We start from the raw sequence: 11,534 nt of genomic DNA, 5'->3' as shown, positions 1-11,534 counted from the left end.
GAGGGGAAGCCGTGAAGGTGGCGCTGTTCGCGACGTGCCTGGGGGACACCATGTTCCCGGACGCGCCGAAGGCCACGGTCCAGGTGCTGGAACGCCTCGGCTGCCGGGTGGAGTTCCCGCTGGCGCAGACCTGCTGCGGCCAGATGCACACCAACACCGGCTACCGGCGCCAAGCGCGCACCTCGGTGCGCACCTTCGTCGACGCCTTCGACGGCTACGACGCGGTGGTGGCACCGTCCGGGTCCTGCGTGGGTTCGGTGCGCCACCAGCACGAGACCGTCGCCGCCGGGGACCCCGGGCTGACCCGCTCCGTGCAGCGGATCGCGCCGCGGGTGCACGAGCTGTCCGAGTTCCTCGTCGACGTGCTCGGGGTGACCGACGTGGGCGCCCGGTTCCCGCACCGGGTCACCTACCACCCGACCTGCCACTCCAGCAGGCTGCTGCGCGTCGGGGACAAACCGCTGCAGCTGCTGCGCGCGGTGCGCGGGCTCGACCTCGCCGAGCTGCCGCAGGCCGACGAGTGCTGCGGGTTCGGTGGCACGTTCGCGCTGAAGAACCCGGACGTCTCGGTGGCCATGGGCGCCGACAAAGCGCGGCACGTGCGCGACACCGGTGCCCAGGTGCTCTGCGCCGGGGACAGCTCCTGCCTGATGCACATCGGTGGGCTGCTGTCCCGGCAGCGCTCCGGGGTGCGCGTGCTGCACCTGGCCGAGATCCTCGCCGCCGCGGAAGGAGAAGACCGTTGAGCGACACGTTCCTGGGCATGCCCGCGTTCCCGCAGGCGGCCAAGACCGCGTTGGCCGATTCGCAGCTGCGGCACAACGTGGGTGCCGCCACCGCCACGATCCGCGGCAAGCGCGCGGCGGTGGTCGACGAGCTCGACGACTGGGCGCAGCTGCGCGAAGCGGGTGCGGCGATCAAGGCGCACACGCTGTCCTATCTGGACGACTACCTGGAGCGCTTCGAGCGCGCCGTGACCGAGGCAGGCGGAACCGTGCACTGGGCGCGGGACGCGGCCGAGGCCAACCGCATCGTGACCGGACTGGTGCGCGACACCGGGGAGTCCGAGGTGGTCAAGGTGAAATCCATGGCCACGCAGGAGATCGAGCTCAACGAAGCGCTCGCCGAAGCGGGCATCTCGGCGTGGGAGACCGATCTCGCCGAGCTCATCGTCCAGCTCGGCGAAGACGCCCCGAGCCACATCCTCGTGCCCGCGATCCACCGCAACCGCGCCGAGATCCGGGAGATCTTCCGCGAGCACATGGGCGAGGCCGGCGTTCCCGCGCCCGCGGACCTCACCGACGACCCGGTGCGGCTGGCCGAGGCAGCGCGCCGACACCTGCGGGAGAAGTTCCTGCGCGCCAAGGTGGCCGTGTCCGGGGCGAACTTCGCCGTCGCCGACAGCGGGACGCTCGTGGTCGTCGAATCCGAGGGCAACGGGCGGATGTGCCTGACGATGCCGGAAACGCTGATCAGCGTGGTGGGCATCGAGAAGCTGGTGCCGAGCTGGCAGGACCTGGAGGTGTTCCTGCAGCTGCTACCGCGGTCGAGCACCGGGGAGCGGATGAACCCCTACACCTCCACCTGGACCGGGGTGCGCGCCGACGACGGCCCGCAGGACTTCCACGTGGTGCTGCTGGACAACGGGCGCACCGACGCGCTGGCCGACGAGGTGGGTGCGCAGGCGCTGCGCTGCATCCGCTGCTCGGCGTGCCTGAACGTCTGCCCGGTCTACGAGCGCACCGGCGGGCACGCTTACGGGTCGGTGTACCCGGGCCCGATCGGCGCGATCCTCAACCCGCAGCTGCGCGGAACCGAGTCCGATGTGGACCGCGCGCTGCCGTACGCGTCCTCGCTGTGCGGGGCCTGTTACGACGTGTGCCCGGTCGCGATCAACATCCCGGATGTGCTGGTGCACTTGCGCACCCGGGTGACCGAGGAGCACGGGCCGCGAGACGCGCCGCTGGACGCGGCCATGGGCGCGGCGAGCTGGATGTTCGGCGACCGGCGGCGGATGGAGCTCGCGCAGCGGGTCGCCGCGGCCGGCCGGCGGTTCGCGGGCCGCGCCGGCCGGTTCGGGCGGCTCCCTCCCCCGCTGTCCCGGTGGACCGATGCCCGCGACGCCCCCGCACCCGCGGCGGAGTCCTTCCGCGCGTGGTGGAAGCGAACCCGAGGAGACCCATCGTGACCGTGCCGTCCGAAGCCCGCGCAGCGGTGCTGGGCCGGGTGCGCTCGGCGCTGCAGCGCACGACGCGCCTGCCCGCTGCCGACATCCCCCGCGACTACGCGCGGTCGCGTCCGAGCCCGGACGTCGTGGAGCTGTTCTGCGCCCGCGTCGCCGACTACCGGGCGACCGTGCAGCGGGTGACCGGCGCGGACCTGCCCGCAGCGATCGCCGAGTCGGTGCGCGCGACCGGAGCACGCAGCACGGCCACCCCCGGCGAGGTACCGCAGGAGTGGTGCCAGGCGTTGCAGGCGGAGTTCGCGCACGTCGCGGGCGAACCGGAGGCGGCCGACCTCGACCGCATCGACGCGGTGGCCACCGCCGCCGCGGTCGGCATCGCCACGACCGGCACCATCGTGCTCGACCACGGAGCCGACCAGGGGCGGCGGGCGCTGACCCTGGTGCCGGACGTGCACGTGTGCGTGGTGCGCGAAGCGCAGATCGTCGACGACGTGCCGGCCGCGCTGGCCCGGCTGGACCCGGCGCGGCCGACCACGTTCATCAGCGGCCCGTCGGCGACCAGCGATATCGAGCTCAAGCGGGTCGAGGGGGTGCACGGCCCGCGCACGCTGCACGTGCTGGTGGCCGCCGACTGACCACCGGAGGCCCGGGTGTCCGGACCACCCGATGTGCCAGGATCGTCCGCGGCGCACCCACCCCGCGGCCGGAACGGAGGAGGCCATGGCACGCACCGCGACCGGCACCGACGTCGTGCACCGCGCTCGCGGGCTGCACGACCTGCTCCGCGACGAGCGGCCCGCCGGGGAACGCGACCGCAGGCTCACCGATCGGGCCGTCGCGGGTCTGCGCGGGGCGGGCGCGCTGCGCGGCTGGGTGCCGGAGTCCTTCGGCGGCGCGGGGCTGGACCTGGCCGGGATGGTGCAGCTGGTCCGCGAGGTCACCCGCGCGGACCCGGCGGCGGGCTGGTTGGTCATGATCCTCGGCGTGGGCGACTGGCTCACCGCGCAGTTCGACGTCCGGGCGCAACGCGAGGTCTTCGCCACCGGGCCGGACACGAGCACGTGCCAGGTGCTGACCCCGAAAGGCAGCAGCACCCGGACCGGCGGCGGCTGGCTGGTCAGCGGTTCCTGGGCGCCGGCCTCCGGCTGCCGGCACGCGCGCTGGGCCATGCTCGGCACCCGGCAGCCCGACGGGAGCAGCGCGCTGGTGCTGGTGCCGACGGACGAGCTCGTGATCACCGATACCTGGCACGTGCTCGGCATGCGCGCCACCGGTAGCGAGCTGCTCAGCGGGCGGGAGCTGTTCGTCCCGGATCACCGGGTCCTGGCCCGGGCTCCGCTGACGCGCGGCGACTTCCCGACCGAGCACACCCACCCGCGGTACCGGATGGCGCTGGTCCCGGCGCTGGCGACGCTGCTGACCGCCCCGATGCTGAGCATGGCCGAGGCCGCGCTGGAGCACGTGCTCGACCGGGCAGGCAGCCGCGGGGTGCCGTTCACCAGCCGTGCGCGCCAGCAGGATTCGCCCGCGTTCCAACTGGCTGTGGCCGAAGCGGCCGCCAAGACCGACGCCGCGCGGGTGGCCGCCGACGACGCGGTCCGGGTGCTGCAGCAGCACGCCGCGGACGGCACGCACCCGGATCCGGTCCTGCGCACACGCCTGCGCATGCGGGCGGTGCACGCGGTGCGCCAGTGCCACCGCGCGCTCGACGAGCTGATCACCGCGCACGGGGCGGGGTCGCTGGCGGAGACCAGTCCGCTGCACGGCCTGCTGCGCGACGCGCAGACCGCCGGCCGGCACGCGCTGATCGACCCGGCCACCAGCGCCGAGCTCTTCGGGCGGATCCTGCTGGACCTGGACCCGGAGATCACCGAGATGCTCTGACCCGGCGCACACGATCCGGTGACCGGGGGAACCCGGCGGCTCCGGCGCAGGTCCCACCCGGGACATCGCCGAGCGAGAGCGGAGGACCGGACCGTGGGCGAGATCCGGGTGCGGCTGCGGGGCGGGCCGAAGGACGGCCACGAGGTCGACGTCGCCACGGACACCGGCGGCAGACCCGTTCCGCGCATCGAGCTACCGGTCGCCACCCGGGACAGCCGCGCGCGGGCTCCGGTGCTGGTCTACGAGCGCGCCCGGCGCGGCGGCCGAGCGGCCTGGGAATTCGTCTACGTGGGCGCGCAGACCTGAACCGGGCGGTGCGCGGTTGACTTCGACCGCACTCCAAGGCGCAGGATCGTTCGCAGCACCGGGCAGCAGAGGGGGAAACGATCTTGAGCACCAGTTGGCAGGCGATGCGCTCGTTCACCAAGGACACCTCGGTGACCGCGCAACGGCTCTCCCCCGGCCTCGCCCGGCGCATCCTCGGCTACGCCCGCCCGTACGCGCGTGACATCGTGCCGTTCCTGATCGCGGTCGCGGTGGCCGCCGTGCTCGGGGTGGTCAATCCGCTGCTGTTCAAGGCCATCATCGACAACGGGATCGTCCCGCGGAACATGTCGCTGGTCGTGCTGCTGGCGCTGGCGGTCGCGGCAGTGGCGGTGCTGGAGGCCGTGCTCGGCCTGCTGCAGCGCTGGTTCTCCTCCCGCCTCGGCGAGGGGCTGATCTTCGATCTGCGCTCCGAGGTGTTCGACCACGTGCAGCGAATGCCGGTCGCGTTCTTCACCCGGGCGCAGACCGGGGCGCTGGTCAGCAGGCTGAACAACGATGTGATCGGGGCACAGCGCGCACTGACCACCACGTTGTCGTCGATCGTGTCCAATGTGCTGAGCCTGGTGCTCGTGCTGGCCACCATGCTCACGCTGTCCTGGCAGATCACCCTGGTCGCACTGGTGCTGCTGCCGCTGTTCCTGCTGCCGGTGCGCTGGGTCGGCAAGCGGCTGCAGCGGGTCACCCGCGAGCAGATGCGGCTGGACGCCGAGATGAGCTCGCTGATGACCGAGCGGTTCGGCGTCGGCGGGGCGATGCTGACCAAGCTCTACGGCCGCACCGACGAGGAATCGCAGCGCTTCTCCGGACGCGCCCGCCGGGTGCGGGACATGGGCGTGGTCTCGGCGATGTACAGCCAGGTGTTCTTCGTGGCGCTGACCCTGCTGACCGCACTGGCGACGGCGGTGGTGTACGGGCTCGGCGGCGGTCTGGTCATCGGCGGTGCCTTCGAGCTCGGCACCTTGGTGGCGCTGGCGACGCTGCTCAACCGGCTCTACGGACCGCTGACGGCGCTGTCCAACGTGCACGTCGACGTGATGACGGCGCTGGTCAGCTTCGACCGGGTCTTCGAGGTGCTGGATCTGGAGCCGATGATCCGCGACGCCCCGGACGCCACCGCGCTTCCCGATGGGCCTGCCGCGGTGGAGTTCGACCGGGTAGCGTTCAGCTACCCGTCCGCGGAGCGGATCTCGCTGGCCTCGCTGGAGTCGATCGCCCGGGAGGACCGTTCCCCGGCGCACGACGTGCTGCGCGACGTCTCGTTCCGGGCGGAGGCGGGCCAGACCATCGCGCTGGTCGGGCATTCCGGGGCGGGCAAGACCACGATCACCCAGCTGGCGGCGCGCCTCTACGACGTCGATGCGGGCGCGGTGCGCATCGGCGGGCGGGACGTGCGCGGGGTGCTGCTGTCCTCGCTGCACGACCACGTCGGGGTGGTCACCCAGGACGCGCACCTGTTCCACGACACGATCCGGGAGAACCTGCTGCTGGCCGAACCCGGCGCATCCGACGAGGAGCTGCTCGCGGCGCTGCGCACCGCGCAGCTCGGCGCACTCGTCGACGACCTGCCCGATGGCCTGTCCACAGTGGTCGGCGATCGCGGATTCCGGCTCTCCGGCGGCGAGAAGCAGCGGCTGGCCATCGCTCGCCTCCTGCTCAAGGCCCCGCCGGTGGTGGTGCTCGACGAAGCGACCGCGCACCTGGATTCCGAGTCCGAAGCCGCCGTGCAGCGCGCGCTGGAAACCGCGCTGACCGGGCGCACCGCACTGGTCATCGCGCACCGGCTGTCCACGATCCGCCGCGCCGACCGCATCCTGGTCGTCGCCGGCGGCCGCATCGCCGAGCAGGGCACGCACGCCGAGCTGCTCGCCGCGGGCGGCCGGTACGCCGAACTGCACCGCACCCAGTTCCGCCAGGACCAGGATCCGCGGTCGGTGGCCTGACCGCGGTCAACTCCCGGATTCGGGCATCGGCGGCGTGCCCGGTCCGGTGCACAGCCTGCGGTCCGGGTCCAGGTGCTGCAGGATCGCCGCGCTGAGTTCGTCGAGCTGCCGGACCTGGTCGCGGGTGAGCCCGTCGAAGATCAGCGACCGCACCTGCTCGACGTGCCCGGGGGCGCTGGCGGTGAGCTTGCCGAACCCGGCGTCGGTCAGCTGCGCCACGCTGCCGCGCGCATCGCCGGCGGCGCGGTGCCTGCGCACCCAGCCCTCCCGCTCCAACCGGGAGACCACGTGCGAGACCCGCGACGGCGAGGCATTGGCCCGCCCGGCCAGATCGCTCATCCGCAGCCGCCGGTCCGGGCTCTCGGACAGCATCGCCAGCACCCAGTAGCCGAAGTGGGTCAGATCGGCGTCGCGCTGGAGCTGCGCATCCAGCGATGCGGGGATGACCGTCAGCAGCGCGGCCAGCTTGCGCCAGGCTGCCTGCTGCTCCTCGTCGAGCCACCTCGGTTCGGTCATCCCGCAAGGATACGCCGATTTTTGAAGGTTCAATGTCGTGCGGTGCGTGCCAGCAGCTGCTCGGCGGTGCCGGTGTTGCGGATCTGCTCCGGCTGCAGGTCGCACTCGGCCGCCCGGCGGCATCCGTGCGCCAGCCAGTCCAGCTGGCCGGGGGCGTGCGCGTCGGAGTCGACGGTGAACGAGCAGCCGAGATCGGCGGCCAGCCGGATCAGCCCGCGCGGCGGGTCCAGCCGGTCCGGACGCGAGTTGATCTCCACCGCGACCCCGTGGTTGCGGCAGGCGGTGAACACCGCGGCGGCGTCGAAGGCCGACTGCGGGCGCGGCCGGGTGCCGAGGCGTCGCCCGGTGCAATGCCCCAGCACGTCCACGTGCGGATTCGCCACCGCGGCGCAGATCCGGCGGGTCATCGGCTGGGCATCCATCCGCAGCCGGGAGTGCACGCTGGCCACCACCAGGTCCAGCTCGGCCAGCAGGTCCTCGTCCTGGTCCAGCGACCCGTCGTCGAGGATGTCCACCTCGATGCCGGTCAACACGCGGAACGGGGCGAGATCCCGGTTGATGCCGGCGATGAGGTCCAGCTGCTCGCGCAGCCGCGCGGCGGAGAGCCCGTGCGCGACGGTCAGCCGCGGGGAGTGATCGGTCAGCGCCACCCACTCGTGGCCCAGCCAGGCCGCCGCCGCGGCCATCTCGGCGATCGGCGCGGCCCCGTCCGACCACTCGGAATGGGTGTGGCAGTCCCCGCGCAACGCCCTGCGCAGCGCTTTCCCGGGCCCGGCGTCGTCGGTGCGTTGTTCGCGCAACTGCTGCAGGTAGTCCGGCACCGTGCCGCGCAGCGCCTGCTCGATCACGCCCGCGGTCGTACCGCCGATCCCGGCCAGCCGGGTCAGCGTGCCCTCGGCGGCCCGCCGCTCGAGGTCTGCGCGCTGCTCGGCGGCCGCGGCCGCGTTCCGGAACGCCCGCACCCGGTAAGTGGGGGCGTCCGCGCGTTCCAGCAGGAACGCGATCTCACGCAGGGCCTGCACCGCGTCCACGGATCCTTGATAACGCCCGCCGTCCGGGCGCGCACCGCGAGGGCTTGGCCGAACCGGGTGCACGGGGGTTGGATGGCCGGGCAAGCGGTCGACGAGAACACGAGCGAGGTGTCCGTGCAGCGGTACGAACTGGCGATCCTGCCAGGAGACGGAATCGGGAACGAGGTCATGCCGGAGGCGCTGCGGGTGCTGGACGCGGTCGGCGCCCGGCACGACGTGCGGTTCGACTACCGGCATTTCGACTGGAGCTGCGAAACCTACGCCAACACCGGGCGAATGATGCCCGAGGACGGCCTGGACCAGCTGAGCGGGCACGACGCGATCCTGCTCGGCGCGGTCGGCTGGCCGGGCGTGCCGGACCACGTGTCGCTGTGGGGGTTGCTGCTGCCGATCCGGCGGGCCTTCGACCAGTACGTCAACCTGCGCCCGGTGCGCCTGCTGCCCGGGGTGACCCCGCCCGTGCGGGACAAGCAGCCCGGCGACATCGACTTCTGGGTCGTGCGGGAGAACTCCGAGGGCGAGTACTCCAAGATCGGCGGCAGGCAGGGCGAGGGCACGCCCGCCGAAATGGTGGTGCAGACCGCCGCGTTCACCCGGCACGGCACCGACCGGATCATCCGCTACGCCTTCGACCTGGCCGAGCGGCTCGGCACGCCGCACGTGTCCTCGGCGACCAAGTCCAACGGCATCTACTACTCGATGCCCTACTGGGACGAGCGGTTCCGGGCCATCGCCGCCGAGCACCCGGAGGTCGCGGTCGACGAGCACCACATCGACATCCTGTGCGCACGATTCGTGATGCAGCCGGAGCGCTTCGACGTGGTGGTGGCCAGCAACCTGTTCGGCGACATCCTCTCCGACCTGGGCCCCGGTGTGACCGGCACCATCGGCGTGGCCCCATCGGCCAACATCAACCCGGAGGGCGAGCACCCGTCGATGTTCGAACCGGTGCACGGCTCCGCCCCGGACATCGCCGGGCGCGGGGTGGCCAACCCGGTGGGCCAGATCTGGTCGGCGGCCATGATGCTCGACCACCTGGGGCTCACCGAAGCGGGTGCGAACGTGGTGGCCGCCATCGAGCGTGTGCTCGGCGACCCCACCGCCCCGCACACGCCCGACCTGGGCGGCAACGCCTCCACCGCGGACCTGGGGGCGGCGATCGCCGACGCGGTCGGCTGACCCGCGCCGCGCCCGGCGGTCGTTGCGGCGACCGTCGGGCGCCTGCCCCGCGCACCCCAGCAGCCCCAGCGGCACCGGCACCACGGGGCCCGCCCCAGCGGATGCGCTGCGGCGGTTACGGTCGGTGGTTGGACATGCCCCGTGAAAGGCAGGTACGCGAATGGAACCGCACGGCGTCGACCACTTCGACGCGACCTTCGTGCGCGATCTGGTGTGGGCCCGCGAGTTCCGCGAGCAGTTGGCCGAACTCCCGACCACCGACGAGGATCCGGGCGGGCGGGACACCTGATCATCGCGGCAGCACAGCGGCCAGCACCCCGGCCAGTTCCGCCACGTCGACGGGTTTGCTGATCGCCTCGGTAGCGCCGGCCGCGAGGCTGCGTTCCCGGTCGTCCGGTAGCGCCTGGGCCGTGACGGCGATCACCGGCAGGTTCCGGAACCGGGGAACCTCCCGGATCAGTTCGATCGCCGAATTGCCGTCCATGCCGGGCATCATCACGTCCATCAGCACGGCGTCGACCTCGGATCCCTCCCGCAGCACCCGGATGCCCGCCGACGCCCCGTCGGCTTCGGCGATCCGCAGCCCGCGCTGCTGCAGCGCGGCGGCCAGCGCGTGCCGGCCGCGCGCGTCGTCGTCGATGAGCAGCACCAGCTGCCCGCTGAACCGCGCTTCCGCGGACGGTTGCGCGGCAATCTCCGGGCCGCTGACCTCGACTCCCTCCTCCTGCTCGGGCGGCTGCCCCGGCAGGTAGAGGGTGAAGGTGCTGCCCTGACCAGGCTCGCTGCGCACGGCGAGTTCCCCGTGCAGTAGCGTGGTGAGTTCCTTGCTGATCGACAGGCCCAGCCCGGTTCCGCCGTAGTTGCGCACCGCGGTGCCGTCGGCCTGGCGGAAAGCTTCGAACACGGCATCGAGCTGGTCCGGCGCGATGCCGATGCCGGAGTCGCTCACCTCGAAGGCGACCGCGGGCTCGGCCTGTTCGGCACCGGCAGGCGTCTCACCGGGCTCGGCGGGGCGGATCCGCAGCAGCACCGACCCCTGCTCGGTGAACCGGACCGCGTTGGACACCAGGTTGCGCAGAATCTGGTCCAGCCGGTTGCGATCGGTGCGCAGCACCTCCGGGGCGCCCGGTTCGACGCGCACCTCGAAGCCCAGACCGCGGTCGGCGGCGACCGGTTCGTACATGGCCCGCACCCCGGCCGCGATCTCGGACGGCGCAACGTCCTCCGGCAGCAGGAACATCCGCCCTGCTTCCACTTTGGACAGATCCAGCACGTCGTTGATCATCTGCAGCAGATCGCCGCCGGCCTGGTGGATGGTGCCTGCCAGATCCACCTGCTCCTCGGTGAGGTTGCCCGCCGCGTTGTCGGACAGCAGCTTGGCCAGGATCAGCACGCTGTTGAGCGGAGTGCGCAGTTCGTGCGACATGTTGGCCAGGAACTCGGACTTGTAGGCCGAGGCGCTGGCGAGTTCCTGGGCGCGCTGCTCCAGCTGCTGGCGCGCCTGCTCGATCTCCTGGTTCTTCAGCTCGATGTCCCGGTTGCGCCCGGCCAGCTGCTCGGCCTTGTCCTCCAGCTCCGCGTTGGACCGGCGCAGCTCGTCCTGCTGGTGCTGCAGCTGTTCGGACCGGGTGCGCAGCTCGGCGGCCAGCCGCTGCGAATCGCCGAGCAGCGCGGCGGTGCGCGAGTTGACGCGGATGGTGTTGATGTCCACGCCGATGCTGCCGCTGAGCCGCTCCAACAGGTCCAGGTGCACCGGCGTGAACTCGTGCACCGAGGCGAGTTCGAGGACAGCCTGCACCTCGTCCTCGAACGACACCGGCAGCACCACCACGCTGCCCGGCACCGACTGGCCCAGCCCGGTGCCGATGCGCACGTGCCCGGGCGGGGCGTCGGTGACCCGGATCGTGCGCCCGTCGGCGGCGGCCTGGCCCACCAGCGACTCGCCGAGCCGGAACCGCGGCGGCGGGCCGTCCTGCGGGGCGCGACCGTAGGAGGAGGTGCGCTCCAGCACCACCCCGCCGTCGGTATCGGTGCTGCGCAGGTAGAAGCCGCCGTACTGCGCCGAGACCAGCGGGGTGAGCTCGGTGGTGATCAGCTGCGCGAGCTCGCCGAGGTCGTGGCACTCCTGCAGCGCCGCCGAGATGCGCGCGAGGTTGCTCTTGAGCCAGTCCTGCTCCCGGTTGGCCTCCGTGCTGGCGCGCAGGTGCCCGATCATCGCGTTGATGTCGTCCTTGAGCTCGGCCACTTCGCCGGAGGCGGCGACGTCGATGCGGCGGGTCAGATCGCCTTCGGCCACGGCGGTGGCCACACCGGCGATCGCCCGCACCTGGGTGGTGAGGTTGCCTGCCAGCCGGTTGACGCTCTCGGTGAGTCGGCGCCAGGTCCCGGACACGTCGGCCACCTCGGCCTGCCCGCCGAGCTTGCCCTCGGTACCGACCTCGCGCGCCACCCGGGTGACCTCCGCGGCGAAGG

The 11,534-nt window shown here is 72.5% G+C and carries 11 protein-coding genes; 8 read left to right on the top strand and 3 right to left on the bottom strand.

The features are described from left to right. The first annotated feature begins 11 nt into the window (after positions 1-11). From IQ251_RS17700 to IQ251_RS17675, 6 genes are all read left to right on the top strand, one after another. Positions 12-746: a (Fe-S)-binding protein gene (locus tag IQ251_RS17700; protein ID WP_193929812.1), complete on the top strand. Its 735-nt coding sequence runs from the start codon at positions 12-14 to the stop codon at positions 744-746. Positions 747-763: 17 nt separating this feature from the next. Next, the gene (locus IQ251_RS17695) at positions 764-2,188 is read left to right on the top strand and encodes a LutB/LldF family L-lactate oxidation iron-sulfur protein (protein ID WP_193929899.1); all 1,425 of its coding nucleotides are present in this window, start codon (positions 764-766) and stop codon (positions 2,186-2,188) included. Next, complete coding sequence (locus IQ251_RS17690; protein WP_193929810.1) at positions 2,185-2,820, top strand: LutC/YkgG family protein; 636 nt, start codon at positions 2,185-2,187, stop codon at positions 2,818-2,820. The genes IQ251_RS17695 and IQ251_RS17690 overlap by 4 nt, the downstream gene beginning before the upstream one ends. Positions 2,821-2,905: 85 nt before the next feature. Beyond that, positions 2,906-4,069 carry an acyl-CoA dehydrogenase family protein gene (locus IQ251_RS17685; protein WP_228047432.1) on the top strand — a complete coding sequence of 388 codons (1,164 nt, stop codon included), beginning with the start codon at positions 2,906-2,908 and terminating at the stop codon, positions 4,067-4,069. A 93-nt stretch (positions 4,070-4,162) separates the two neighbouring features. Further along, positions 4,163-4,375: a DUF8847 domain-containing protein gene (locus tag IQ251_RS17680; protein WP_193929809.1), complete on the top strand. Its 213-nt coding sequence runs from the start codon at positions 4,163-4,165 to the stop codon at positions 4,373-4,375. An 83-nt stretch (positions 4,376-4,458) separates the two neighbouring features. Further along, positions 4,459-6,336, top strand: coding sequence for an ABC transporter ATP-binding protein (locus IQ251_RS17675; protein WP_370591482.1), 1,878 nt, complete (start codon positions 4,459-4,461; stop codon positions 6,334-6,336). 6 nt (positions 6,337-6,342) lie between these two features. Here IQ251_RS17675 and IQ251_RS17670 read toward each other — a convergent pair whose 3' ends face one another. Together IQ251_RS17670 and IQ251_RS17665 are read right to left on the bottom strand one after the other, a co-directional pair. Then, positions 6,343-6,852 carry a MarR family winged helix-turn-helix transcriptional regulator gene (locus tag IQ251_RS17670; RefSeq protein ID WP_193929807.1) on the bottom strand — a complete coding sequence of 170 codons (510 nt, stop codon included), beginning with the start codon at positions 6,850-6,852 and terminating at the stop codon, positions 6,343-6,345. Positions 6,853-6,881: 29 nt separating this feature from the next. Then, on the bottom strand, positions 6,882-7,883 hold the full coding sequence (locus tag IQ251_RS17665) for a PHP domain-containing protein (RefSeq protein WP_193929805.1): 1,002 nt from the start codon (positions 7,881-7,883) through the stop codon (positions 6,882-6,884). Positions 7,884-7,955: 72 nt separating this feature from the next. Between IQ251_RS17665 and IQ251_RS17660 the strand changes: the two genes are divergently transcribed. After that, positions 7,956-9,062, top strand: a complete 1,107-nt coding sequence (locus tag IQ251_RS17660; RefSeq protein ID WP_193929803.1) for a tartrate dehydrogenase — start codon at positions 7,956-7,958, stop codon at positions 9,060-9,062. 160 nt (positions 9,063-9,222) lie between these two features. After that, entirely contained in the window at positions 9,223-9,351 is a 129-nt protein-coding gene (locus tag IQ251_RS20040; protein ID WP_255526621.1) for a hypothetical protein, read from the top strand. Here the strand turns inward: IQ251_RS20040 and IQ251_RS17655 are convergent. Next, positions 9,352-11,534, bottom strand: a 2,183-nt coding sequence (locus IQ251_RS17655) for an ATP-binding protein (RefSeq protein ID WP_193929801.1), incomplete at its 5' end; no start/stop codon positions are given.

The organism is Saccharopolyspora montiporae, from assembly GCF_015209505.1.
GTDB lineage: Bacteria > Actinomycetota > Actinomycetes > Mycobacteriales > Pseudonocardiaceae > Saccharopolyspora > Saccharopolyspora montiporae.
This window is presented reverse-complemented; position numbering and strand designations above follow the sequence as displayed.

Coding starts and splice junctions, on each gene's coding strand:
- IQ251_RS17695 (WP_193929899.1), top strand. CDS start 764: ATGCCCGCGTTCCCGCAGGCGGCCAAGACCGCGTTGGCCGATTCGCAG.
- IQ251_RS17685 (WP_228047432.1), top strand. CDS start 2,906: ATGGCACGCACCGCGACCGGCACCGACGTCGTGCACCGCGCTCGCGGG.
- IQ251_RS17670 (WP_193929807.1), bottom strand. CDS start 6,852: ATGACCGAACCGAGGTGGCTCGACGAGGAGCAGCAGGCAGCCTGGCGC.
- IQ251_RS17660 (WP_193929803.1), top strand. CDS start 7,956: ATGGCCGGGCAAGCGGTCGACGAGAACACGAGCGAGGTGTCCGTGCAG.
- IQ251_RS20040 (WP_255526621.1), top strand. CDS start 9,223: ATGGAACCGCACGGCGTCGACCACTTCGACGCGACCTTCGTGCGCGAT.